This window comes from Colwellia sp. KS18-150 (genome assembly GCF_057551365.1).
This window is the reverse complement of the sequence record NZ_BAAJMC010000001.1, coordinates 405646-430699: the sequence shown is the minus strand read 5'-3', so window position 1 is coordinate 430699 and position 25054 is coordinate 405646. Positions and strand designations below refer to the sequence as shown.

The 25054-nt window shown below is 38.6% G+C and carries 22 protein-coding genes; 10 read left to right on the top strand and 12 right to left on the bottom strand.

Annotation, left to right across the window (positions count from 1 at the left end; genetic code table 11):
- Positions 1–112: 112 nt before the first annotated feature.
- The gene (locus AC27IF_RS02035; RefSeq protein WP_487051675.1) at positions 113–1435 is read left to right on the top strand and encodes a hypothetical protein; all 1323 of its coding nucleotides are present in this window, start codon (positions 113–115) and stop codon (positions 1433–1435) included.
- A gap of 68 nt (positions 1436–1503) precedes the next feature.
- Here AC27IF_RS02035 and AC27IF_RS02030 read toward each other — a convergent pair whose 3' ends face one another.
- From AC27IF_RS02030 to AC27IF_RS02000, 7 genes are all read right to left on the bottom strand, one after another.
- Positions 1504–1983: a potassium channel family protein gene (locus AC27IF_RS02030; RefSeq protein ID WP_487051673.1), complete on the bottom strand. Its 480-nt coding sequence runs from the start codon at positions 1981–1983 to the stop codon at positions 1504–1506.
- Positions 1984–2085: 102 nt separating this feature from the next.
- Positions 2086–3231 (bottom strand): ABC transporter permease, encoded by a 1146-nt coding sequence (locus tag AC27IF_RS02025; RefSeq protein ID WP_487051671.1) that lies wholly within the window; start codon positions 3229–3231, stop codon positions 2086–2088.
- Positions 3231–4181, bottom strand: coding sequence for an ABC transporter ATP-binding protein (locus AC27IF_RS02020; protein WP_487051669.1), 951 nt, complete (start codon positions 4179–4181; stop codon positions 3231–3233). The genes AC27IF_RS02025 and AC27IF_RS02020 overlap by 1 nt, the downstream gene beginning before the upstream one ends.
- On the bottom strand, positions 4174–5142 hold the full coding sequence (locus tag AC27IF_RS02015) for an HlyD family secretion protein (RefSeq protein ID WP_487051667.1): 969 nt from the start codon (positions 5140–5142) through the stop codon (positions 4174–4176). Before AC27IF_RS02015 ends, AC27IF_RS02020 begins: the two co-directional genes overlap by 8 nt.
- 80 nt (positions 5143–5222) lie before the next feature.
- Positions 5223–6443 carry a cation:proton antiporter gene (locus AC27IF_RS02010; protein WP_487051665.1) on the bottom strand — a complete coding sequence of 407 codons (1221 nt, stop codon included), beginning with the start codon at positions 6441–6443 and terminating at the stop codon, positions 5223–5225.
- 86 nt (positions 6444–6529) lie between these two features.
- The gene (locus tag AC27IF_RS02005) at positions 6530–7492 is read right to left on the bottom strand and encodes an HlyD family secretion protein (RefSeq protein WP_487051663.1); all 963 of its coding nucleotides are present in this window, start codon (positions 7490–7492) and stop codon (positions 6530–6532) included.
- Positions 7492–7860 (bottom strand): DUF3302 domain-containing protein, encoded by a 369-nt coding sequence (locus AC27IF_RS02000; protein ID WP_487051661.1) that lies wholly within the window; start codon positions 7858–7860, stop codon positions 7492–7494. Before AC27IF_RS02000 ends, AC27IF_RS02005 begins: the two co-directional genes overlap by 1 nt.
- A 269-nt stretch (positions 7861–8129) precedes the next feature.
- Here AC27IF_RS02000 and AC27IF_RS01995 point away from each other — a divergent pair, with 269 nt between their 5' ends.
- Positions 8130–9002: a bile acid:sodium symporter family protein gene (locus AC27IF_RS01995; protein WP_487051659.1), complete on the top strand. Its 873-nt coding sequence runs from the start codon at positions 8130–8132 to the stop codon at positions 9000–9002.
- A gap of 12 nt (positions 9003–9014) precedes the next feature.
- On the opposite strand, the gene AC27IF_RS01990 is transcribed toward AC27IF_RS01995, so the two are convergent.
- Entirely contained in the window at positions 9015–9998 is a 984-nt protein-coding gene (locus AC27IF_RS01990) for a helix-turn-helix domain-containing protein (protein ID WP_487051657.1), read from the bottom strand.
- 222 nt (positions 9999–10220) lie between these two features.
- On the opposite strand from AC27IF_RS01990, the gene AC27IF_RS01985 reads away from it, so the two are divergent.
- Entirely contained in the window at positions 10221–11969 is a 1749-nt protein-coding gene (locus tag AC27IF_RS01985; protein ID WP_487051655.1) for an arylsulfatase, read from the top strand.
- Between the two features lie 416 nt (positions 11970–12385).
- Here the strand turns inward: AC27IF_RS01985 and gcvA are convergent, their stop codons facing one another.
- Positions 12386–13294 (bottom strand): transcriptional regulator GcvA, encoded by a 909-nt coding sequence (gene gcvA / locus AC27IF_RS01980; protein WP_487051653.1) that lies wholly within the window; start codon positions 13292–13294, stop codon positions 12386–12388.
- Positions 13295–13445: 151 nt separating this feature from the next.
- On the opposite strand from gcvA, the gene AC27IF_RS01975 reads away from it, so the two are divergent.
- Both AC27IF_RS01975 and AC27IF_RS01970 read left to right on the top strand, forming a co-directional pair.
- On the top strand, positions 13446–15032 hold the full coding sequence (locus tag AC27IF_RS01975) for an aldehyde dehydrogenase (NADP(+)) (RefSeq protein WP_487051651.1): 1587 nt from the start codon (positions 13446–13448) through the stop codon (positions 15030–15032).
- Between the two features lie 122 nt (positions 15033–15154).
- Positions 15155–15571, top strand: a complete 417-nt coding sequence (locus AC27IF_RS01970; RefSeq protein ID WP_487051649.1) for a cupin domain-containing protein — start codon at positions 15155–15157, stop codon at positions 15569–15571.
- A gap of 106 nt (positions 15572–15677) precedes the next feature.
- Here the strand turns inward: AC27IF_RS01970 and AC27IF_RS01965 are convergent, their stop codons facing one another.
- The gene (locus tag AC27IF_RS01965) at positions 15678–17591 is read right to left on the bottom strand and encodes a DNA topoisomerase III (protein WP_487052211.1); all 1914 of its coding nucleotides are present in this window, start codon (positions 17589–17591) and stop codon (positions 15678–15680) included.
- Between the two features lie 153 nt (positions 17592–17744).
- Between AC27IF_RS01965 and AC27IF_RS01960 the strand changes: the two genes are divergently transcribed.
- The gene (locus AC27IF_RS01960) at positions 17745–18203 is read left to right on the top strand and encodes a hypothetical protein (RefSeq protein ID WP_487051647.1); all 459 of its coding nucleotides are present in this window, start codon (positions 17745–17747) and stop codon (positions 18201–18203) included.
- A gap of 8 nt (positions 18204–18211) precedes the next feature.
- A complete protein-coding gene (locus AC27IF_RS01955; RefSeq protein ID WP_487051645.1) occupies positions 18212–18625 on the top strand; it encodes a hypothetical protein in 414 nt (137 codons plus the stop codon).
- Between the two features lie 69 nt (positions 18626–18694).
- Here AC27IF_RS01955 and AC27IF_RS01950 read toward each other — a convergent pair whose 3' ends face one another.
- Positions 18695–19546, bottom strand: coding sequence for a hypothetical protein (locus tag AC27IF_RS01950; protein WP_487051643.1), 852 nt, complete (start codon positions 19544–19546; stop codon positions 18695–18697).
- Positions 19547–19810: 264 nt separating this feature from the next.
- On the opposite strand from AC27IF_RS01950, the gene AC27IF_RS01945 reads away from it, so the two are divergent.
- The 3 genes from AC27IF_RS01945 (at position 19811) to AC27IF_RS01935 (ending at position 24525) form a co-directional block, all read left to right on the top strand.
- Entirely contained in the window at positions 19811–22015 is a 2205-nt protein-coding gene (locus tag AC27IF_RS01945; RefSeq protein WP_487051641.1) for a molybdopterin oxidoreductase family protein, read from the top strand.
- Positions 22016–22103: 88 nt separating this feature from the next.
- The gene (locus AC27IF_RS01940; RefSeq protein ID WP_487052209.1) at positions 22104–24026 is read left to right on the top strand and encodes a DmsC/YnfH family molybdoenzyme membrane anchor subunit; all 1923 of its coding nucleotides are present in this window, start codon (positions 22104–22106) and stop codon (positions 24024–24026) included.
- A 91-nt stretch (positions 24027–24117) separates the two neighbouring features.
- Positions 24118–24525 (top strand): hypothetical protein, encoded by a 408-nt coding sequence (locus AC27IF_RS01935; RefSeq protein WP_487051639.1) that lies wholly within the window; start codon positions 24118–24120, stop codon positions 24523–24525.
- A gap of 62 nt (positions 24526–24587) precedes the next feature.
- Here the strand turns inward: AC27IF_RS01935 and AC27IF_RS01930 are convergent, their stop codons facing one another.
- Positions 24588–24965, bottom strand: coding sequence for an HsmA family protein (locus AC27IF_RS01930; RefSeq protein WP_487051637.1), 378 nt, complete (start codon positions 24963–24965; stop codon positions 24588–24590).
- Positions 24966–25054: the final 89 nt, after the last annotated feature.

The following is a 25054-nucleotide window of genomic DNA, read 5'->3' as shown; positions in this document are numbered from 1 at the left end:
CTAGGAATTTTTTAGTATTGCAAACGTGAAGTTCAGTGATAAAGTATTACAAACGAATAATAATTGTCTGTACTAGTTAACCATTAGCACTTTAATATTTTCAGAGGCTCAAATGCGACTTCCATTTATCTATATAATTTTGTTTACTTGCTCTATCGGCCAAGTATTCGCTAATGGTAATCAGATAATTTCTCCAGAAAAAATGCATTTTAAGAATCATATTATGGAAGCAACGCCTTACATTCCAGCCAATAGTGATGACACCTTTATTAGTTGTCCTATTTCTGCCAATAAAAACCAGAATAAACAAGATTACCGTACTGCTATGCAAGTGAACTATCAGGAGTCAGGCTGGGAAAAAAGAATTGCCGCCGATTGGGACTTTTTTGATATTCCTGAAGAGCAAGGGCGAATTCTAGCCATTGATTTTTCTAAAAAGATCGTAAATGGACAAGAAGTTTTGTCCTATAAGTACTTAGCGAACTCTCAAACTCAACATCAACTATTTGAGCCTTGGAGTTCATCGAAAGTGATGGCGATTACAGCAACAATGTCGCAATTAAATAAACAAGGGTTCAGTTCAACAAGTAAAGTTGGAGATAGCTACCTCGCGGATCTCATCACTAGTATTCATAGTTATCAAGACTTTGGCAGCAGTAAAGCACAATCAAATGATATTGCCACTTTTATGCTAAACATTGTTGGCCGCCGCTATGTTACCTCTTTATTTCATGATAACTGGCTGAAGCTATCAAACCCTCAAGTTAGACTACAGGGGGCTTATGGCACTAGCCCATTTAAGCCAACAAACCTCAGCTGGTCTGAAATAGCATCAAATAAAGCGATTACATTACCACACTATGAAAACAGTACCGACGATCCCTATTACCAAGGCTATCGTTGTGATACCTGCGGCTTAACAGGTAATAAACCTATGAGTACTTTGGCTGAAGCTGAATGGTTGAAACGACTCGCTAGCCATGAACGAGAGCCACAAACACAACACCCTTATCTCACGAATAATAGTATTGAAGAGCTATTTTATGCCACTAGCCATACAGACACTCAACAGCCAGTGGGCGGTATGATGCAAGGTGTTAGCAGAATGATGGCAGATGCGGTTGCTAAAAACCTTTCCGGTTATAACAATAAATCGATAACTAATGAAGATCAGAGTCCGCAAACTCTTAATCAAGCAACAAATGGTCAATGGCGGATATTTCAAAAAATTGGTTGGGGTTATAGTGAAACCAGAGGTGCAGGTGAAACAGTTATGCTTGCTCATGTTTGTCTGCCTGACTATCAAGGAGGAAAAGAGTTTACTATTGCTGCACAAGTAGCTGTGCCCGGAAGTGATGAGAACTTAGTAATCGATGCTGGAATGAAAATGCAAAAGTTATTAGATGAAGCTGTTGCCTCGATATTAGCACTCTAATTAATTACCTTTCCTCTAACGCTGGTATATATCTTTGACGTTAAAAACCAGCGTTCTTTATCAAGATATCAAGACTTATCAAGCGCTTTAATTTGTTTCTCTAAAACCTCAAGCTTTTCATAAATTTTTAGGTTTTGAGCGAGTATCTCTTCATTTTGTTTTCGTAATTCTCTATTTTTAACATTGGTATCTGCGAAGCCAAAGATTTTATTAGCAAATATAGCGCCTGCACCACCTAAAATGCCGACTCCTAGAATAAACATCACAAAAACGGCTGTTCTGCCCAGTAAGGTAATCGGATAAACATCGCCAAAGCCAATAGTCGATGAAGACATGATCATCAGCCAGACCGCATCAGCATAACTTTGCACTGGAGAGCCGTCGACACCAATTTCAGCGAGATAAGTAACATAGCCTAGGCTTAAGTTGAGTGCGGTAAAAATAATAAATGACAACACAGCTATAGTTCTGTATTTGTAATTTTTGACCCCAAACTCATCTACCTGATACAAGTTGCTTTTGTCCATGGTGTTACGCAGTAATATCATTTTTTTACTCTATCATTTGAAAGCCCTGTGATTATAAGACTCACTAACTAGCCAATCAACAACTCTGTAGGATAAATATTCAGTTACAAAACAAGAAATTTATCAATCGAGTGTCTTCTTAAACCGAAATGCCGCTACTACCAGCCCTATGATGGTAAAAGCCATTAACCAAAGCATATCAAAAGTCATCGAAATCACTTGTACGTCTCTAAGAACTACGCCGCGTATCAAACGAATAAAATGGGTTGCGGGTAAAGCTTCAGCAATATATTGAGCGATTGTTGGCATCCCTTCATAAGGGAACATAAAGCCTGATAATAATATTGACGGTAGTAATATAAACACTGTCATTTGCATCGATTGCAACTGGCTAGAAGCCAAGGTAGATATCAATAATCCTAACACTAAACTTGCACAGATAAAGAGTAAGGTAGCTAAAGCAAGCTGACCTAATCCGCCATTAATTGGTACATCAAAGAGCCAGTGACCTAAGCCTAAAATAATTATCACCTGCACTGCGCCAATAAAAATATAGGGAATAATTTTCGCTATCATTAATTCAAGCGGCGTTACTGGTGTGGTAATCAGCATTTCCATATTACCGCGCTCATGTTCACGAACTAGCGCGGCAGAGGTAAACATAATCATGGTCATGGTTAAAATAACCGCCACTAAGCCCGGCACAATATTAACAACACTACGCTGCTCTGGGTTATATAACAGAGTCACAGCAAAGGTCGGCGTATTTCTATTGGCAGGCTTATCGAGCAATTCTGCCATGGGCATATTACGTAAACTTTTAATACTCGCTGCGATACTGGTATCCGAAGCATCCACTAACCATTGAGCAATAGGCCTACTGGTTTCTTCATCTGAAGCAGCAGGAGAGCCTAAACCAACACTTGAATGTCGCACTAAACGTTGACTGACATCGTCGGGGATAATTAACACCGCTCTTACTTCGCCGCGATCAAGTGCCGCTTGGGCTGCTGATTGCGAATAATAACTTTTACTGAATTTAACGACACCAGTTGCCGATACCGTTTGTTGTAATACACGACTAAGCGCTGTTTGACTGTGATCAAGTATGCCAACGGGAATATCGCGAATATTGGTATTGATGGCAAAAGCAAATAACAACAACTGCACTAGTGGGATCATAATCACCATGCCAAAGGTCATTCTATCGCGCTTTAGCTGCAACAACTCTTTTAAGGTGATGGCTTGAATTCTTAATAATGACTTCATTAGCTGACCTTATTAAGCGTTGTATTCAACGCATGCTCGCCAGTACAAGTAACAAAAACATCTTCAAGGCTAGGCCTTACAATATGAGCATTATTACTGGCACTGATAAGGTGACTTGTTTGCAGTATGCTAACCGGATCATGAGCACTTTTCGCCACTAACACCCTTAAATGCACCCCAAGTTGTGAGGCTGATATCACTTGCGGTAAACGCAGCAAATCTTTTTTTATTTGCCTAAGGTTCTCACCTGAAACTTCGACAACATGCGCTGGCATATTGGCCATTAAAACATCAGGTGAATCGTCAGCCCTTTTCACGCCATGCTCTAAGATTGCTAACTTATGACAACGCTCTGCTTCGTCCATATAATGAGTGGACACTAAAATCGTGATCCCTTGTTCACATAAGTCGAACAGCTGCTCCCAAAATTCACGACGATTTTCAGGATCTACTGCTGACGTAGGCTCATCAAGAAAAAGTAATTTTGGTTTGTGCATTACCGCACAGGCTAAAGCTAAGCGCTGCTTTTGACCTCCACTTAAACTGCCCGCCATTTTATTTTTTAGCGCATCAAGTTGGTAAACACTTACCAACTCAGCTAAACGAGATTTTTGCTCATTAGGCGTTAAACCATAAATACGAGCAATAAACTTCATGTTCTCTTGAATAGATAAATCATCATACAAAGAAAATTTTTGCGTCATATAACCTATTTGACTACGTAATTTTTCGGCTTCATTTGGCAAGGAACAACCTAAAACATTAATGGCGCCACTTGTTGGTTTGAGTAGTCCGGTCAGTAATCTAATCGCCGTAGTTTTACCGCAACCATTTGGCCCGAGAAAGCCATAAATCGTTTGTTTTTCGACTTGTAAATCTAGATTCGATATTGCCGTCACATTAGCAAAATCTCGTGTTAACCCCTTGGCATCAATTACGAACTCAGTCATTAACAGCCATTCCCGTTGGTAAAATGACTTGTGCTGGAATACCGCTAGGTAAATCTGATGCGCTTTCAGGTAATAATATTTCAGCAAGATACATCAACCTAGCACGCTCCTCTTGGTTAAGCGCATAGTAAGGAGTAAAAGCCGGCTCATTGGATATCTTACGAACTTGACCAGTAATTAATTGTGATACACCATCAACTTTAACCTGCAATGAATCTCCTGTTTTAATAAAAACACGGTATGGCTCAGGAATGTAAACTCGAGCAAAAGGCGTTTTACCTGCTAACACAATAGCTACAGGACTGCCTGTTGTGACACGTTCACCTAAATTCCATGGTAGATTATCTAAAATACCATCGCGTTTAGCAGTGATAGTAAGATCCTTTAACTTCTTTTGCTCATTTTGCCACTGAGCAATATTCGTGGCTAATATTGCCTCGGCGATGGCTAAATCTTCAATACGAGCACCATTAGTTAGTTGCGATAATTGTTCTTCAGCACTGTGTAATTTTGCTAAACTTTCATCGCGAGCAGCTAAGGCGCTATCCATTGTGGCTTGGCTAGCTAGCTCTTTTTTAATCAACACTATCGCTCGCTGATAATTAGCTTCACTTTTAACGACAGTTGCTTGCGCTCCAAAGACTTCTGCTTTAGCAGCTGCAAGCTCTTCTTCACGAGCACCACTTCGCACTTTATCTAGGTTTGCTTGCGCCTGTTGTACTTGTGCCTTTGCTTTTGCTACCAAGGCTTTTTGTAAGGTATCATCAAGCTTAACCAGTACGACTCCTTTCTTTACATAACTCCCTGGTTTTACTGGCAGCGCAGTGATGATTTCGTTTTCTGTAGCGGTATGAGCTATCCTATCTCGTTCAAGTGTCCCTAGAGCAACCCCCGCTTTATCACCACTACATGCCGTCAGTAATAGAATAATTGACCATAACAAGACTTTTAATTTCATCATTGCCTCAATGCTAATAACCTAAACTCTGGTTAAATATTTATTTTCAATAAAATCACTAACGACCTAGGTGAATATAGTTTTTATATTTTATGCTTTTTACTGTACCAGTTTGCCAGCGGTTGGGCACTGAGTCCATGAGCAATAATACTCATTAAAACTGTAGTGATGACAATTGCATATACCGTTTCAAACTGAAAGGCACGCCCAAGTTCATGAGTAACAATAAGCACATACAATATAGAAGCAATTCCACGTGGTCCGAACCAAGCGATAAATGCCATGGTTGAAAAATCTATCGGTAAATGATTTACCCTAGCGCCAATTAAACACAAGATCACAGGTAACATTCTTAATACAGTTAAACTCAGTATCGAATAAATAACCACTTCAACAGTGATATGGCTAAGCACTATCGGCACAAAGGCCAAGCCAAAAATGAAAAAGCAAATAAGAATAAGTAGCTCCCCTTCACTTTCGGCAAAGTTTTCTATTCGCTCTCGCGTGCTATGACTAACATTACCCGCATAGAGTCCTGCAAAAAAAGCGGCTATAAAGCCATTGCCAGCAAACGCCTCAGCTAAATAAAACGACAAAATTGCTAACGCAATAGGAATAAGATTTTGATATGCCCCCACCATCCAGTTTTTCTTTAAACTAAATTCAGTTAACTTTGCGCCTATATAACCCACCAGTGTGCCGACTAAAGCGCCGAAAAACACTTGCTTAAGGACATAACTAAACCAATGAGAGTCACTAGCATCAGTGACATTACTGGCAATCATAGTCACTACAGTGAATAAAATAGGATAAATAATGCCATCATTTAAGCCGCTTTCCACATTGATGGTTGAGCGAACCTCCTTGGGAACTTTAGGATCTGAAACAACCGCCTTTCCTAATGCTGCATCAGTAGGTGTTAGTAATAAAGCCAGTAATAACATATAAATAGTAGGCTCATCAGGAAACATAAACTGTGCTACAACCGTTCCCAATACGATGGTTAGTGGTAAACCAATTAGCAATAAGCGCGCCGGTAACTTCCACGATTGTCGTAATAGTTTTAAATCAAGCAAAGCAGCATCACCAAATAACACCAGTACTAACGCTACCTCAGCAATGATGGTGACAAACTCTGCATCAACATCCACTTGGCTAATATTTAACCCTAAAGGTGAAACTAGCAAGCCTAAGCCGACGAAAACCATGGGGCCAGAAATATTAAATCGCGTGAGTGCCTTGGAAATATAACCATAAAGCAACACCATGATGGCAATAGTTAAAATAACAATATGTTCATGCATAACTTTTCACTTTTAATTTTTTGCAATAAAAAAGGCGAGTACGATTTTTGCTACTCACCTTTACTTAGACTGAAGTCATCTAGCTATTAATGAAATGGGAAGAAGTAACTCATCCAAGATGACATACGTAAAATAATTTTGCGCATTATGGCAACATGGTGAAAATGCTCTGAATAAATAGCACTTTGACCATATGAGCCACCTGGTACATGCTTAGCTAACTCAGCAAATCGTGGGTCGGTAATTTTGATTTTTACTGGAATACGCCCTGGCATTCTACCGTTAGTATTAGCATTAACCATGGTGCCGTGAGCCTGAATTTCACCTTCAGCTAAAACAGGTATCACTTCTACCACTTCCGCAGAAAAAACCTTGCCAGGTAAAGCATCAAAAGCGATTTCAGCTTCGCTCCCTGCGATTAAACGCATTGAGCTGTTTTGACGATACCAACCAACGTATATAAAGGATTCTTCTTGCACAAAAACCATGGCAGGTCTCAATGGCATTGGCACAACGAAAAGACCAGGAAACACCATCATTTGGGTAACATAACCGTCACCATCAGCTCTTACTTCAGTTTGAGATAATTGATATTGTGCGTCGTGTAAATTAGCCGTTAAGTTATCTAGTGCCGCTTTGGTAACATCAACATCACGTTGTTTACCAATATTTTTCTTCATCAACTCCACAGCGCGTTCATAGTCTAGTTTTGCCGAAACTAGCTGAGCGTTAATGGCATCCACTTTATTTTGGTACGGTATTGGGTCAATAGAAAACAATAAATGGCCATCTTTAATTGGTGTATTGGCTTTTACATTAACGCTAACCACCTCACCTTTCACGGCAGGTATCACTGGCGTAGTGACAAAGTACTGACGAGTCACTTCAGAGTATGGATGGTTATAATTCATCATCATAATCAGTGCACCAATTAAAACAATGCCACCTAATACGGCTGTAGGAACCGTCCATTTATTTAAAGGAATCTTAAAGATTTTAAATATGCCGATACAAATTGCGGTATAGGTTAAAATTAATAGTAAATCCATTATTTATCCTCCACTTGCGAAGGTTTATTGTTCGGTGATAACTGCTGCTCTAATACTTCAATACGCTTAATTAAAGCCATGTAATCTTGTGAAACAACTTGTTCATCGGGTTGTTTATTACCTGTTTTGTCTTGGTGAGAGAACCCCCAACCTCTGTCCTCTCGGTATAAGGTTGCCCATATCCACAGAAAAGGCCACAACACATGTAAAGTAAATAAGCTAACCCAGCCAGCAACATGCAGTGCATCTTGTTGAGGATGATTGCGTTTCTTGGCAATTTCATAAGGGATATCGTGAATGACAATAATGCCATAAAATACGGTAACAGCAGCAAAGACTAGGATGCCAAGCGCGACATATTCAAGCATAAAAACTCCATGTAGATAGGTAATAACTTTGGTTAGTGCTATGAGAATAAACAGCTTTTTCAACAAAGTCTATGCTTAACTAGCAGCTTTACTCATTGTAATGATAAATAATTATATAGACGTTTTCTTATCACTTTCACAATGCATATCTTTTAACATTCTATTTATTACCAGTAAATATTGCTCAATAACACTTCCTTAGCACGTTGCCGACCATGTTAAAATATTGTAAATTATCAATTAACAGTGACGTGTATAAGTGACCGAATATGGAGTTAATAGAGTTAGCCACACCAATATTAGTTTTTTTGTTGATGTTTATTATCGGCGCCAGCATAGACAGAAAAGATTTAGCCAATATAGCTCAGCAAAAAAAAACGCTATTAACCATCACTTTCGGGCAAATATTACTACTACCATTTTCAGCGTTTGTGTTAATTACTTTATTTCAACCACCAGCGTTAGTAGCTCAAGGAATGCTACTCATTTCAATTTGTCCAGGTGGGGCTATTTCAAATATTTATACCTTTATGGCCAAAGGTAATATCGCCTATTCAGTTACCCTTACCGCGTTAAATGGTTTGTTATCTGTTATTGTTTTACCTTTGCTGGTTTTTACTGCCTTACCATCATTTTCTAGCTCAGACCTCCCTTTAGATAACCTAGTCATCAATCAAGCCTTACAATTAGTGCTGTTACTTTTTTGCCCGGTATTACTTGGTTTATTACTTAAAAGTAAAAAGTCACATTGGCTTGAGAAGATCATGCCAAGTTTTGAAAAGCTCGGCGCAATTGGCTTACTCTGTTTATTGATGTCTATTTTTATCAAATTTCAAGATAAGATCCTTGAGCAATTATCTTCCTTAGTTTTGCTAGCATTAATCTTTAGCTTCTGCTCTTTATTTATTGCTTTTTGCTTGTGTAAATTCTTGGATATATCCGCTGAAAATAGAAGTGCTGTAATTATTGAATTTCCGGTAAGAAATCTCGCCTTAGCCGCCTTAATTGCTATTAATGTTTTTCAAAATAGTGATTATTTACTTTTTTCGGCGGTATTTTTTGTTATTCAAACTCCAATCATGCTTGGAATTATTATTTACTACCGCATTAAAGCGCTCAACAACCGTCTAGCAAAAGCTTAAAGTGTTAGTGTGTTATACAGCTTTATTTAGGCTTTTTAGTGTTACAGAGGGTAACTCTTGAAAGAGTCGTTTATATTCACCAGCGAAGCGACCTAATTCAATAAACCCCCAGTTTAATGCAACATCAACCACGCGATTTTGTTGCGGGTGAGAGAGTAACAAATCTCGTCTGACGCCGTTTAATCTTATTAATCGTAAGTAACTAATTGGTGTTATGCCTAAGTATTCTTTAAAACCATATTGCAAATTTCTTTCACTGAGATGAGCTACTTTACAAAGCTCCGCTATAGTAGGTAGTTGTGCAGAATAAGCATGAAGATAATCAATTACGCGCCGTACACCTTTTAGACGAACAGAGCGGTGAACTTGTTTACAGGTATATTCTCGGGTGCTTTTCAATACATCAAAGATCAGTATAAATATACTGTCTGATAACATACGTTTCGAGTTTTCTGTTGATAATATTTCAGGTCTATCTTGAACCATGGTGATAATATTATCTAATCCCTTAGCATACTTATCTAATGCGATTGGATCTGCATGACAAGCTTTACTAATAAACCATTCTGTTGGCACTTCTTCACCCGTAAGCCTTTGAATATTAATTGCAAAAGCATTTCGATTAAAAGCAGCTACCACAAAGCTTAAGTTATCTTTAAAACAAGCATCCCAAAAACCACCTGTTGCTTGTAAAATAGTATTCTTCTCTCGTTGCTTACCACAAAATTTGAAATCATCAGCATTAGAAAGCACAGCTGCAAATGGCACAAAAGCACTAATAGGCGCCGCTTCAATTAATGAACCAACCACTAAACTTTCTCGAAAAACCTGCACGTCACCTAGATTAACCTCTAGATATTGTCCATTAAATTTTCCTGTTTGAAGTTGCGTATAGCGACGATTCTTATTTAACTGGAAAGTGGCTAATTCATCAATATCTGTAGTTGATACGGCTCTGATTTTTTTATCACTGAAGAGGCTTTGGCTGGTAGACATAGAATTATAAACGTCCCTTTAAAACTATATTTCACCTAAATAACATACCCTAATTTTCGGAAATTGCATACTAATGTTTACCCTTCATTAATAGAATATTAACAACCGTATTCAATGGTTTTACATCAAAGCATTCGTATTTTGCCATGCACTTTGCTGCTGAAATGAATAATGAAAATTGTACACCATGAATAACTTTCAAATGAAAACTATGGAAATATTATGAATAAAATAATAGCTATGCTCTCTGTTGTTATATTGCTTGCAGGGTGCGCAGAAAAAACTAAGGTATCCCAATCCAGTAAAGAAGAGCAGAAGAAAAAGCCCAATATACTGTTACTTGTTGCTGATGATACTGCTTTTGGTGACATTGGCGCTTATGGCTCTGAAGTAAAAACCCCTAATTTAAACAGAATCGCCGAGGCCGGTGTTCGATTTACCAACTTCCATGTATCACCTGTGTGCTCTGTTACCCGTTCAATGCTATTTACGGGTAATGACAACATTGAAGTGGGCTTAGGTGCATTCGACTATTCAGTTTACCCGGCAACTCGCGGTAAAAAAGGTTATGAAACCTATTTAACTGATAATGCAGTGACTATCTCAGAGTTATTAAATGATGATGGCTATGAAGTCTATAAGTCAGGTAAATGGCATCTAGGCGGTGAAGAAGCTGGTGGTAAAGGTCCCTTAGGCTGGGGCTTTACCAAAGAGTTTGGCATACTCTCAGGTGGTTCAAATCATTGGAATGATTTAGCTATGACACCCGACTTTAAAGATCCTAATGGCCTTAATGTTAAACGCAAAGAGCACTGGACACTCAATGGCAAACCTTATGATCGTCCTAGTGGCATTTACTCAGGAGAAATTTATACCAATCAGATGCTTGAGTTTATTAAAGATGGTACCTCAAAAGACAAGCCTTGGTTTGCATACATGGCTTTCACTACGGCTCACTTTCCAATACAGGCTCCTCAAGAGCTGATCATGAAGTATTACCCTAAGTACCTTGAATTAGGCTATGCCGGCTTGAAAAAATCTCGTTATGAAAGTTTAAAAGAACATGGCTTAATTTCAGCAGAGGCGAGTGAAGCGCCATTTAACGAACTTACTAAACGTTGGGATGATTTATCTGAAGAAGATAAAATGAAGCAAGCAAAAATAATGGCTACCTACGCCGCTATGATAGAAGATCAGGATAATCGTATTGGCCAATTGTTAGCTTATTTAGAAGAATCAGGCCAATTAGATAACACTCTTGTGATTTACATGACAGATAATGGCCCTGAAGGTCTAGAGCCAACCAATCCTAAAACAGGTAACCCTGAGCTTGCCAAGTGGATTGAAAACCAATTCGATTCTTCTTTTGAGGCTATTGGTACTGCTAACTCTGAAAATGTCATTGGTACTTCTTGGGCAAACGCTGCTACTGGCGGTCTACAATGGTGGAAGTGGTTTATTGGTGAAGGTGGTACTCGCGTTCCGTTAATGATAGTGCCTCCTGGCGCCTTTAACACTAAATACGCCCGTGCGGGTGAAAAATCAAATGCCGTCGCTTATGTCAAAGATGTACCTATGACTATTTTAGAATATGCCAATGTAAAACATCCGATGACTCATTATAAAAACCGTGATGTTGTTCCACCAAGCGGTATCAGCATTAAACCATTTTTAGATAAAAAATCAGATCATGTCAGAACCGAAAAGGATTGGTGGGCGTTTGAGTTATTTGGTAACGGCTATGTGATGCAAGGTGAGCTAAAAGCGATGAAAGTCAGAACAGGAATGTTTGGCGATGGCAAATGGCATTTGTATAACGTGGTTTCAGACCCTTCTGAGTCAAAGCCACTAGAGCTTGAACAGCCTGAAAAGCTAAAAGCAATGGTTGCCCTTTATGACTCTTATACACAAAAGAACAACATTTTACCGGTAGATGCCGCGTGGAACCCGTTCCAAGGTGCAAGCCAGTAACTTTCATCGATTTAATAAGTTTTAATAAAGGATTTATTTATGTTATTTAAACACTATTTTTTACCGCTTATAGCACTATTGCTAATGTTATCAACATGTAGTGATCATGACGGTGTTAGTGAATGTCGCTTACCTACTTATGAATAGCTACAAGGTATTTGGCAAAAATACGATAATGTTGCCGATGAAAACTATACCTTATATACATAGAAGAAATGGGCGGTAGGTCAACATTATTGTACTTCCACAGCAAACGACACACTTGATGGTAATCGACTGGTTGACTTACAAAGTGGTCAAGAAAACCTCACGGCCACATCAATAGAGTTACATTATGCCGCTTGTGTTAGAGATAAAAACTAACCTAAATTTATCAAAAATATAAAGGTTAATTTATGCCAGTCTATAGTAAGTATTTAGACTGGCAAACGCTCTCTCATTAAAGGATCTGCAGACATCGCCTTGTCGATCCATTGTTTAAATATTTTAATTTTCTCGGGCTCTTGTTGTTGCTCAGGATAAACAAGAAAGTAACTACGCAAACTATCGACACTGCTATCAAATAGCGGTACTAACTCTCCTTGAGATAAATGTTGTTTGATCATTACCGGATCTATTAATGCGACACCAGCCCCCGATAAACATGCATCCAAAATCTGTGAAGTGTTTTGAAATTCAAAAGATGAAGCCGGCTCTTGATAGCTTAATTGTTGCGCTTCAAACCATTCTCGCCACTCACTCATCACAGCAACGTTAAAAAGCAAAGGCTGGTTGAGTAACTCATTGGTATGTTTAATTTTTTCCTGAAGCTCTGGTATGCAAACCGCTGCTAATTTTTCACTGCAAAGTAATTCACTCACCATACCTTGCCATGGACCAATACCTCGGCGGATCACTAAATCGACGTCATCTTGCGAGAAGTTAGATGCTGCAGTACTGGTTTGTATTTTTAACTGAATATTAGGATACAAGCGTCTAAAATCGGCTAATTTAGGAAATAACCAACGAGTGGCAAAAAATGGTACAGCAGAAATTTTAATAATGTTATCGCCTGCCACTTTTTCTTCAACTAATTGCTCTGTGGCATTAATCAGCGTTGTTATGCCTAATTTTACTTGCGGGTAATAAAGCTCTCCGGCACTGCTTAATTCAACCTTACGGTCTAAACGAATAAATAAATCTACCCCCAGACGCTCTTCTAACTGGCGAATTTGATGACTAACCGCAGAAGGAGAAACAAATAACTCTTGTGCCGCTAACGCAAAGCTTTTTAACCTAGCGGCACTTTCAAACGTTCGTAAACTGTTTAATGAAGGTAATGACATCAAGTATTTCCTGATAATTTTCTCTCGTTAATCACCTACCTAGTATACATGAGTATTCACTCAACTGTAGACTGAAAACTTCTCTTTTGTGCAACACTTAAGATACACCTAAAATAATACTCAATTAATTTCGACTAATAGGTGTTAAACAATGAGTATTTCAGGAAATATTTTCATCAATGGTGAATGGCAATTAGGCGCTGGTAGCAATTTTAAAGGCAATAATCCAACCACTGAAGAGCTTTCTCAAGAGGATTTCAGCTGTGCCGATATGAATCAACTTAATAACGCCGTCGAAAGCGCTGCTCAAGCGTTTGATAGCTACTCTCAATATACTGACAATGATAAAGCTAAATTCTTGCGCACTATTGCTGAGCAGCTTGAAGAGATACGCCCTACAATTGTTGCTCGTGCTACTTGGGAAACCGCTTTACCTGAAATGCGCATAAATGGCGAATTAGGACGTACCATTGGTCAATTGAATATGTTCGCTCAGTTATTAGATAAAGGTGAGTGGAAAAGACCTGTGATTGACCTTCCTCAGCCAGATAGACAGCCACTTCCTAAACCTGACTTGAGATTAACGCAGGTACCACTGGGACCTGTTGCGGTTTTTTCTGCCAGTAATTTTCCACTAGCTTTTTCTGTTGCTGGTGGTGATACCGCATCAGCGCTTGCCGCGGGTTGTCCTGTTATTGTTAAAACCCACAGTGCTCACCCAGGAACTTCTGAATTCGTTGCTAGCGCCATCGAAGCAGCAATCAAAATATGCCAAGTACCCAGTGGCGTTTTTGCTATGCTTCATGGCAGTGGCCGTACCATTGGTACCGCTTTAGTGAAACATCCTAAAATAAAAGCTGTTGGCTTTACTGGCTCTGTTGCTGGCGGTCGTGCTCTTTACGATATAGCTGTTTCTCGCCCTGAGCCTATCCCATTTTTTGGTGAATTAGGCTCAACTAACCCGGTATTCTTACTCCCTGAATCTTTAAATAGCAATGCAGAAAATATTGCCGATTCATTTTTAGCATCTCTGATGATGGGTGTTGGACAATTTTGTACTAGCCCTGGCATTTTAATCGCGATAAAGGGCTCAGCACTTGATAGATTAAAAGCAAGTTTAGCTGAAAAATCCCCCGTGTTAACTGCAGGTACGATGCTAACAGCAGGCATTTGCGAAAGTTATAATAAGCACTGCGCCGAGCGTGATGCTATTGCTAGCCTACAAGTTATTGCAAAAGGTGAAAGCAGTAGTGCTAATCAAGCACAAGTAGCCCTGTATAGCATTGATGCTAATGATTATTTAAAGCAATTAGCTTTGGAAGAAGAAGTTTTTGGTCCATCCGCATTAGTAATCGCTTGTGATGATGAGGCACAGCTTTTAGAAGTTGCGACTAGCATGAAGGGGCATTTAACCGCTGCTATTTTTGCCAACGAGCAAGATCATCCTGTCGCTACAAAATTACTTCCTGTTCTTCAACAGCGAATTGGCAGAGTACTTTTTGACGGCTATGGCACAGGTGTTGAGCTTAGCTCAGCTATGTCACATGGTGGTCCTTACCCAAGTAGCTCAGCAGGTCAATCAACGTCAGTAGGCACTAGAGCAATTGAACGTTTTACGCGACCAGTATGCTATCAAAATACCCCTGACGCTTTATTACCCGTTGAACTTCAAAACGCTAATCCGCAAGGAATTTTACGCTTAGTTAACGACGAATGGTCAACACAAGCGATAGGGTAACTTTCACTATTTCATATTGTTAATTGACAACTAAAAGTGATAACTTAGCCTAGTTTGTTATCACTTTTAGTGGCATTGGAAACAAATAATAAGCCACTTAACTACGAAAACTAGGATATGAAATGCAACTCTTTAAATTAACCTTCGCTATTGTAACTTTACTCATTGCTTTTAATGGCATTGCTGATGAAGAAAAAGAAATAACTACGACAGTAGTACCTGTTGAAGGAGCCCACGTCACTCAATTTGATGGCAGCAAATTTTTAACCTATTTCGCAGGTCAATCTGTTGGTGCCAAAGATGTCATCACTGGTGTTGGTATTATTGAGCCAAATAAAGAAATACACCCTCCTCATAAACATGACGAAGAAGAATACTTGATGGTTATTGAAGGAAGTGGTGAATGGACGATTAACGATAAAAAATTTAAAGCTAATACGGGTGATATTTTATATGCCGGTCCGGGAGACTTACACGGTATATTCAACACTGGAAAGACAGATTTAAAATTTGTAGTTTTTAAATGGAAATCTAAATAAACAGTGTCAAATCAACTCTATTTAAGGCGCTTTTAAGCGCCTTAATTGTTATAAAAATAAGTTAACTATCTCCTTAAACCGAGTTCAAGCTATGTAGTTGAGCTCTCTATTTCTTCTTTGTTCGCTTTTTAATAAATTTCCGTTTCATGGCAACCTTAGGTAAACCAACAAAAGATAAACCTTTAACATCACTGGTGAGTTGATACAGGTTTTGCTCAACACCTCCCATGAAGTGTTGATAGCTTATCGATTTGGTACTGATGGATTCTAGTTGTGACTCCCATAACGCCGTTCTATCAGGCAGTGATATTTGCTCTGGCAGCGTGGTAATTAACTTACTCCCTACTTCTGTTGAGCGGATATTTTTACCATTACGCACTAAAAACTCTCGTTTAAAGAGTAAATCAATAATGCCTGCCCGCGTGGCATCCGTACCTAAACCGTCTGTCTCTCTTAATATTTTTCGAATACTATCGTCACTGACAAAACGCGCTATGCCAGTCATCGCACTTAATAACGTTGCATCGGTAAAATATTCAGGTGCACTAGTATGTTTTTCTATGAGTTCACTTCGATGAGTATGCAGTATTTGATCTTTAGTTAACTTAGGGAGGGTTTTATCGGTTTTTTCAATACCATCATTTTTTCTAAACAGTACTTTCCATCCTAATTGCTGAGGCATTTTTGCTGACGTGGTAAATAATCCGCCTGATATTCTGACCGCCAATTTTGTTTGTTGATAACTATGTACGGGGTAAAACTGTGCTAAATACTGTCTAACAATCAACAAGTAAATATTTTTTTCAAAAGGATTTAAAGAAATATTATTAGCCGACTTTTCGGTGGGAACTATGGCGTGATGCGCGGTAACTTTTTTATCATTCCACGCTTTACTTTTAATACTACTGTCAGCACCTTGCGCTTGCTTATTACAAGGTAAATTACTCGTCGCTAAGGTAGAAATGATCGATGCTGCTTGATTAAACTGCTCTTTAGGTAAATAGCGACAATCTGATCTTGGGTAGGTAATTAGCTTATGTTTCTCATAAAGCGCCTGACATACATCAAGCACCAGCTTGGCATTCATAGAAAATTGTTTTGCTGCTGAAATTTGTAAGCTTGAGAGATTAAAAGGCAAAGGTTGATTTTGTTGTTTCTGTTCAGTTGCCATACTTTCTACCACGGCTGGTTGTCCGTCAATTCGAGCCGCAACATTTTCAGCTAAAGCTTTAACCAGTACTCTACCCTCCTCGTCACAATACTGCTGACAAGCATCACTGGGTTGCCATTTAACGGTGAAGTTTTCATCATCATTAATGCTGTTATTTTCTGTCGATAAATGTGCAAGTACTTGGTAAAAAGGTTTAGAAACAAAAGCGGAGATTTCTTGCTCTCTTCTAACCACTAAACCCAATACCGGCGTTTGTACACGACCAATAGAAAGTACGTTGTTGTACCCTTGCTTTTGCCCTTGCAAAGTACATGCACGGGTTAAGTTAATGCCATAAAGCCAATCAGCTCTTGAGCGAGCTAATGCTGAAACAGACAAAGGCATATAATCTTGATTACTTTTTAGCGAATTCAATGAGCGTTTAACCGCAGATAAATTTAAATCATTAATTAATAAGCGCTTAATGTTAGCTTTTTTTGCTTTAGCCACCTTAAAAAAATCAATCACTTCATCAATTAATAACTGACCTTCTCTGTCAGGATCGCCAGCATGAATAATCTCACTAGCTTGTTTAACTAATTTTCGTAATACCGTTAACTGAGCACGAGTACGACTTATCGGCTTTAACTGCCATTGCTGTGGGACAATAGGTAATGCATCAAGTGACCATTTTTTTAGGTTGGCATCATAATCTTGAGGATCCGCTTGCGCTAAAATGTGCCCTATACACCAGCTAACAACATCACCATTGGCTAGCTCGATATGAGTTTTATGGTTTTTATGGGGTTTTGGAAGTGCTGCGGCTATCGCGCGACCTAGGCTAGGCTTTTCTGCTATATATAGTTTCAACAGTAACTGACGATTAATATCTAATATTGGTAAATATAACAAAACACTGTTTTTATGTACAGCGAACAATTGAAACTATTAGATAGCGTAAATGAATTTATTTAATTATTATGGCTTAAAAATAATTTTAACTTAACAATAATTTAGGGATAAATGTTGAACATACCCCGTTTAGTTTGTAGTTTCCTATGTTTTACCTCACTATCCATTTTTGCCGAGCCTGGTACTTTAACAATCAACAGTAAGATAAAGCCGCACTCTTCAAATAAATGGATAAAAGCTGTCCATCAAGAGATCCCTGTTATTGCTGATAATATAGCTAGTATTAGATACGCTATTTTAGAAGGTATGGTGACGACTAAAGGCTATAAATGGACTTTTGAAGGCGAAGGAGAAGGTTATATTCTAACTCGTTTCGATTATCGAGGTGATACTAACATTATGAGAATTGAGTATAGCGATAACTTAATACAGCTTAAGTATCATGATGCCTATGGTGATTTTGTTTGTAAAAATCTGGTTGAGGATATTTGTTATAAAAACTCTCGTGGTTACTACAACTATATCAAAAACCTACGTCGTAGCATCGCTTTTCAAGTTGGAAAATTATAGGAATCATTATGAAAAAATTATTCGCAGTATTTCTTATTAGTTTTATTTCATTTACCAGCTTTTCTTATGAGCTAGGTGCCTATAAAAAACCGATTCCATTTTATGGTTACCTTGTTGAAAGCCAATTTGAAAAAGTATTTAGAAAGTCTGTTCAACGTAATCGTTGGTCATTATCGAGAGATGAAAATCAACAATTTAATGCCACTATTTTGCATAAAACTTACAATATTAAAACAGCCCTTGTGATAGAAAATAAAACGGTTCGTATTCAATTACTTTCTGTTGATCGTCAAGGATGTTCAGGTAAATGCAAAATTGATAATGAAAAAGTAGAAGGCTGGTTGTTAAGGTTAAGAAAAAGTTTAGCTTATGATATTACCCTAGTGGTTAAAAAAGACGCTTTAAAAAAATCATTATCTTAATCTTTCTAATCACATCACTTACGCCTAGTGATAAGTAGCAAACTAAATAACAATCATAAGAAAAGATTATCACCTTTTAGGCATAATCTTTTCTTGCACCTTCTTCATGTGTTCACGAAAATTCTTATCAAATTTACTTTCCCCGCAAGCAAACCCCGAACTTGAGCCTTCAATAGGACTGCCTAAAAACTGTTTTCTCTCAATGGTACAAAGTCCATTGTCATATTTTGTGATGGAAATACTGTCAGAGGATCGTGTGGTTCGCTGTTCTTTTTCTTGCTCAGGCGTCAATTGTAACTCTGAATGTGGTACCGGGATTTGCTCTCCATGCATCACGGAAGGCGATCTAAATTGTTGAAGTTGAGAAAACTCTTCAGCGATAATTTTCTCGTTGATTGAGCTGCGTAAATTGTTGAGTTGTTTATATGCTGAAAATGTTGCTTTAACGGCAGTTTTTGGTTTCGAACTTTCTTGCTTAGCGATAGCAGTAACCTCATTAACCACTTTGCTTTGCTCCGTAGGTTGAGGGGTATTCACCAAAGATTTTTTAGGTAACTCTTTCTTACTAATAACTAGCTGATCAGGTACTTGTTTTACCGCTACTGGTTTTTCTTCAATGTTGATTTTTTGCGGCTCTACAGGCTTAATTTCTTCTGGTTTTATCTCAGCTACGATAGTTGGCGCTTTAGCCTTACTTGGCATTTTATACACATAGCTTTTGATCGCCTTAGGTTCAATAGCAACCGTTTTAATAGCTTGCTTATCAGAAATTAAAAACAGCAGACAAAATAATATAACATGCACGAAAAGGGAGAGAGCAATAGTGATGTAAAGCTTTTTAAATGAACGATTTTCCTTCGGTTCATTTTTATAATTTTCTGGGGCGACTATCCCCTTTTCTATGGTAAATCCATCTATCACAAAATCACCTAAAACTGCTTAAATTACACTTTTTTAACAAATAATAGACACCCTTAAAATCAATAGGTTCACAACTAATTTTATAAGTCATTCGCACCAACATGGAGCGAAACAGCTTTTAAGGCGCACCGCATAGTACGAGTAAAAAACTAACGTGTTGTAAAATAAGAAATAATATATTGGACTGTATTTTGCTTTATATAGGCAAAGTATTAAAAAATAAGAGACTCTCTTATTTATCAACATTAAGATTAGGGCACCTCTATGTTGTTTGGAAGAAAAAATAGAAAACCGATTTCAATACCGAGTAAGAAGGTAAAAGAATGGAAATATACCACTTGTAACTATTGTTCTACTGGTTGTTCCATCGAAATCGGTTTGAATGAAGAAAAGAAAGTTGTAACTACTCGTGGACACGCGGGTGCAGATGTTAACCGTGGAAAACTTTGTATTAAAGGCTTGTTAGAGCACGAGCTTTTTGAAAGTCCTGGCCGTGGTACTGATCCTCTGATTCGTGAAAAACATTTTGAAAAATTCGAGAAAACCACTTGGGATAATGCCCTTGATACCACGGCAGATAAAATAAAAGAAATTCAAGCCAAATATGGCCGTGACTCATTTGCAATTATCTCTACAGGTCAATTGCTTACTGAAGAATTTTATACGCTAGGTAAACTAGCTCGTGGTTGTATTGGCACTAATAACTATGACGGCAATACCACACTTTGTATGGCTTCAGCCGTAAGTGGTTATAAGCGCTCTTTCGGCAGTGACGGACCTCCTGGTTGTTATGATGATTTTGAGCACACACATTGCTTTATGGCTTTTGGCTCAAACTTACCCGAGCAGCATCCGATTATTTACTGGCGCTTAAAAGAAGCGTTAGAGAAGCGTAAGTTTCCATTAATTGTCGTTGATCCACGCGTTACTATGTTAGCGCAATTTGCTGATATTCATTTGCCAATTACCCCAGGCACTGACTGTGTGTTAATTAACGCTATGATGTACGTTATCATTAATGAAGGCTTACAAGATCAAGCTTACATTGATGCCCACACTCAAGGTTTTGAAGAAGTTAAAGCCTTAGTACAAGATTATGATCCTAAATCAGCACAACATATTTGTGGTATTGACGAAGATAAAATTCGCACCGTAGCACGTCTTTATGCAAAAGCGCCTGCTGCTATGAGTATTTGGACCATGGGCATTAACCAATCAACCCATGGTAGTGACGGCGTTGCCAATATTAACAATCTTAACTTGATCACAGGTAACATAGGTAAGCCTGGCGGTACTTCACTTTCCATTACCGGTCAGTGTAACGCGATGGGGACTCGAGAATGGTCTTCTTGTTCAGGTTTACCAGGTTATCGTTATTTAGAAAATGCAGATGACCGTCAAGAAATCGCAGATTTTTGGGGCATCGATCCTGAGTTTTTCCCGAAAAAACGTGGTTTAGCGGAAACTGATATTTTCCCAGCCATTGAAACCGGTGAAATAAAAGGTTTATGGATAGTCGCAACCAACCCGATGACCTCAATGCCCAATACGCCACGTATTCGTAAAGCACTAGAAAAACTTGATTTCTTAGTGGTACAAGATGTGTACGAAGATGTTGAAATGAATCAATATTCTCATGTTTACTTCCCGGCATCTGTGTGGGCTGAAAAACAAGGTTGTCATACTAATACCGAGCGTCGTGTTAATTTAATTGATCGCGTTTTACCTCCTTACGCTAATTCAAAGCCTGACTTTGATATTTTCAATGAAATGGCCAAGCGTTTCGATAACGGTCAAATCATCAAATTCCCGGAAGAGCCAGAAGAAGCCTTTAATGAAATGAAACAACTTTCGAAAGGTAAAAATGCTTATGGTAACGAGAGAACGTTAGACATATCAGGCATGAGCTACGAGAAAATCATTAAAGCCCGTGGTATTCAATGGCCTTATCGAGATGATGCTGAAGGTATAAAAGGTGATCCTCGTTTATATACTGATGGCAAATTCCAAACACCTTCAGGTAAAGCAAATTTACTTCCGATTAAATTCTTTAATAACAATGAACAGCCATGTGCAGAATACCCATTCTGGTTAAACAGCGGCCGCGTTGTAGAACATTTTCATACCCGTACTCGAACCGGTAAAATTGGTAACTGTAATAAGTTTAGTCCAACGCCATACATGGAAATGAACCCTGATGCTGCTGCCGAATTAGGCATTGAACATCAAACTTATGTTCGTTTAACTAGTCGTCGTGGTGATGCGGTAGTGCTTGTCCAGCTAACGCAGCGTGTACCACGTAATATGGTATTTATACCATTTCATTTCCACGACTGTGTGAACCGCTTAACCTTAGGGTTATTAGACCCTCATTCACGCCAACCTGCTTTTAAACAATGTTCAACACGCATTGAGAAAGTGGATCAAGAAGAAGCGGCACGTTTGAACGTAGAACGTCGCGAATATTAATTCGGCAGATAAGGTAGAAAAGATTATGAGTAATGAAGTAGCAAAAGACTCCGCCGGACAAGACGTGCAAAGTTTTGATCCATCGACCATGTCGGTAGGTAAAGAGCAAGAAGGTCGTTCAAACCATTGGGAAGTACGTACTCAAGAGCAAAAGTATGCTTACTTGCCGGATCAAGAGATCAAAGATAAAAATAGATATGGTCAACTGATTGATTTAGTCGATCTAACAGGCCTTCCGACTGAAAGATCTATGTTTATCAACGAAAACCCTGAAGTGGGTAGTAACCCAAATCGAAATAAACAACATGGATTTTTCTTCACCGCTGATAACTGTATTGGTTGTCATGCCTGTGAAGCGGCGTGTTCTGAAAAAAATGAAAACCCTTCACATTTAGCTTTCCGCTCTGTAGGTTATGTTGAAGGTGGCTCTTACCCTGATTACAAACGAATGAACATTTCAATGGCGTGTAACCATTGTGATGACCCTGTATGTTTAAAAGGTTGCCCTACCAAAGCATATACAAAACATGCTGAATATGGCGCAGTATTACAAGATCCTGAAACCTGTTTTGGTTGTGGATATTGTACTTGGGTATGTCCATATAACGCACCACAACTTGACCCAGTAAAAGGGCAAGTATCTAAATGTAATATGTGTGTAGACCGTCTTGAGGTAGGTTTAAAACCAGCTTGTGTTTCCGCCTGTGTTGGTAATGCCCTTGATTTTGGTGTTATTGAAAATACACCGGAAAATCGTGAACAATGTAAAACCGAAATACCTGGCTTTCCTACACCTGAAATCACGCATCCGAACATTCGTTTCCAACAAACGAAAACCATGCCTGATGAAATGAGTCGTACTGACTCCATGCCAGTTAAATACCATAAAGATAGCGAAGGAAACTATAAACCTGTCATTGATCAAAAAGCAGGTAAAGCAAAACACTGGAACTTTTCACGTTTAAATTCTCGTGAGAATCCGTTGGTTTTATTTACCCTGTTTGCGCAAGCGGCATTAGGTACTTTTGCTATTCCTTTTATTGGTGCTTTATTTGGTATTGAGTCGTTAACAACTTTTGTTAGCTCTGACATGTTTTTACCACTTTCAGTTATCGCTTTAGTGATGACTAGCTTTGCGCTATTAATGAGTGTCACGCATTTAGGAAAACCGATGCGCTTCTATCGTGGTTTCAACAACCTACGTTATTCACCAATGGCGCGTGAAGGTTTTGGTTTAGCTATGTTTAGTGCTGGTTGTGGTTTAACGGCATTATTTGCACTACCTAATAATACCTGGGCGGTTGAGTTTATCCAACAATCTATTGACTTAAACATCGCAGATTTAGTAGCAGGAGTTCCTGTCGATAGCTTTGTCACTGGCGCAGGAATTTTTGCCTTAGTTTCAGGTGCGGCAGGTTTATTCTATATGAATAAATGTTACCAAATTAAAGCTAGACCGTTTTGGAATCACTTGCAAACTGCTACGTCATTTGTGGGTAACAGCTTGTCATTAGGCGCTTTAGTTTCTGGTGTTATTGTAATAAGTACCCTAATAGTAATGGGTATTGATATTACAGAAGCAGCATTAGTCTTTACTAGCGCGTTTACCCTAGGCTTAATCATTGAAGCCATTGGTTTAGTCATCCACAATCATGATTTAAACCGTAGCGAAAATGAAGGTGGTGCTGCCCATTATGTACAATGTACTACCTTTGGTAAAACTTACCTTTTCCGCAACTGGTTATTAGCACTAAACATTGTGGTTGCCGGTGGCTTATTAGCCATACAGATAGCAGGCTACAGTGACTCTGCATTATTCGTTGCTTGGATAGTGTTAGCATTGCTAAATTGCTTTACTGCCATGATAGGTAGAGCTTTGTTTTATATCTTAGTTATTCCAACCACCATGCCTGGCGCATTCTTTTGGAAAAACAAAAGTTTTGAAGAGCATGCTCGCGATACAGGTTTAGCAGATAACCCTGCTACCGGTGTTGCGCCTCTAGCACATTAGTTATCTAGACTGAAATAGACTAGAATAATAACCACTTTATACTCAGTCATACCTAGTATGACTGAGTATTCTATTTTCAAAAGATAAATTCATGCTTAATTCAATCGATGATACCTTAAATAAAACTTGTTTAGTGGGGCTTAGTTACTTCACTTCAAAAGGCGAACCATTAAAACAGAACATAGTCGCAGGGCGTGTTATTAGTGTTGATAAAGAAATGGGCATTACCATAGAGTTAGCAACTGCTGATACTACAAGTCCTAAAGTAGGTGATGGCGCTAACTTTATTTTACCCACTAATTTATCTTGTTGGTTTAATGCCCCTAAAGGCGAGTTTCATACCAGTCAAAAAGGGGTGAAAATTATCAATCCTGACTATTTAGTGACTTGGGATATCTATCAAACAAAAGCGCCTGATAACGCCAAAGATAAAGCTACTGATGGTGAACAGCAATGGTGGGAGTGGCAACCCAGAACAGAGTCGCCAAATGTTGGTTAACGTTTACAATAAATTATACCAATCCATCTAAAGAAGTGACCACTTTCTTAGATGGAATGGTATTAAAGTCTTGAAATCCCAAGATATAAGCCAGAAATATAAGAGATCATCCAAAAGCTCCACACCAAAATACTAAAACGATGAAAGGTCTTTTGTAACGGCAGATCGTTTTTCCATATCGCTAAAAAAGCCCAACAGAAGTGGAAAATCATCAAAAATAAACCAAGAAACCCTGAAATAGAATGGGCGGTAAAAATCAGATGGCCGACATGGAGGTACATACACAAGGTACCAATGCTATCGGTAATAACACCGAAACCAAACATGGCAATATGCCATTTTTTAAGGGTTTTATGTCTAAAATCATCCCATATGCCGACAGAGTAAAAGATCAGTGCTAGGGTAAAGAAAATTGCTCCCCAAAAAATCAATGGCGTCATAGTGTTAATAGATAAATAGCAAAAATATTAACTGCATATTACCAAAATAATCCAGTGACACCATACTTGAGTATAGATGTTTTAAAATA

Excerpts from the sequence above, each read along its gene's own strand:
- AC27IF_RS02035 (WP_487051675.1), top strand. The coding sequence starts at position 113 with ATGCGACTTCCATTTATCTATATAATTTTGTTTACTTGCTCTATCGGC.
- AC27IF_RS02030 (WP_487051673.1), bottom strand. The coding sequence starts at position 1,983 with ATGATATTACTGCGTAACACCATGGACAAAAGCAACTTGTATCAGGTA.
- AC27IF_RS02025 (WP_487051671.1), bottom strand. The coding sequence starts at position 3,231 with ATGAAGTCATTATTAAGAATTCAAGCCATCACCTTAAAAGAGTTGTTG.
- AC27IF_RS02020 (WP_487051669.1), bottom strand. The coding sequence starts at position 4,181 with ATGACTGAGTTCGTAATTGATGCCAAGGGGTTAACACGAGATTTTGCT.
- AC27IF_RS02015 (WP_487051667.1), bottom strand. The coding sequence starts at position 5,142 with ATGATGAAATTAAAAGTCTTGTTATGGTCAATTATTCTATTACTGACG.
- AC27IF_RS02010 (WP_487051665.1), bottom strand. The coding sequence starts at position 6,443 with ATGCATGAACATATTGTTATTTTAACTATTGCCATCATGGTGTTGCTT.
- AC27IF_RS02005 (WP_487051663.1), bottom strand. The coding sequence starts at position 7,492 with ATGGATTTACTATTAATTTTAACCTATACCGCAATTTGTATCGGCATA.
- AC27IF_RS02000 (WP_487051661.1), bottom strand. The coding sequence starts at position 7,860 with ATGCTTGAATATGTCGCGCTTGGCATCCTAGTCTTTGCTGCTGTTACC.
- AC27IF_RS01995 (WP_487051659.1), top strand. The coding sequence starts at position 8,130 with ATGGAGTTAATAGAGTTAGCCACACCAATATTAGTTTTTTTGTTGATG.
- AC27IF_RS01990 (WP_487051657.1), bottom strand. The coding sequence starts at position 9,998 with ATGTCTACCAGCCAAAGCCTCTTCAGTGATAAAAAAATCAGAGCCGTA.
- AC27IF_RS01985 (WP_487051655.1), top strand. The coding sequence starts at position 10,221 with ATGAATAAAATAATAGCTATGCTCTCTGTTGTTATATTGCTTGCAGGG.
- gcvA (WP_487051653.1), bottom strand. The coding sequence starts at position 13,294 with ATGTCATTACCTTCATTAAACAGTTTACGAACGTTTGAAAGTGCCGCT.
- AC27IF_RS01975 (WP_487051651.1), top strand. The coding sequence starts at position 13,446 with ATGAGTATTTCAGGAAATATTTTCATCAATGGTGAATGGCAATTAGGC.
- AC27IF_RS01970 (WP_487051649.1), top strand. The coding sequence starts at position 15,155 with ATGCAACTCTTTAAATTAACCTTCGCTATTGTAACTTTACTCATTGCT.
- AC27IF_RS01960 (WP_487051647.1), top strand. The coding sequence starts at position 17,745 with ATGTTGAACATACCCCGTTTAGTTTGTAGTTTCCTATGTTTTACCTCA.
- AC27IF_RS01955 (WP_487051645.1), top strand. The coding sequence starts at position 18,212 with ATGAAAAAATTATTCGCAGTATTTCTTATTAGTTTTATTTCATTTACC.
- AC27IF_RS01945 (WP_487051641.1), top strand. The coding sequence starts at position 19,811 with ATGTTGTTTGGAAGAAAAAATAGAAAACCGATTTCAATACCGAGTAAG.
- AC27IF_RS01940 (WP_487052209.1), top strand. The coding sequence starts at position 22,104 with ATGTCGGTAGGTAAAGAGCAAGAAGGTCGTTCAAACCATTGGGAAGTA.
- AC27IF_RS01935 (WP_487051639.1), top strand. The coding sequence starts at position 24,118 with ATGCTTAATTCAATCGATGATACCTTAAATAAAACTTGTTTAGTGGGG.
- AC27IF_RS01930 (WP_487051637.1), bottom strand. The coding sequence starts at position 24,965 with ATGACGCCATTGATTTTTTGGGGAGCAATTTTCTTTACCCTAGCACTG.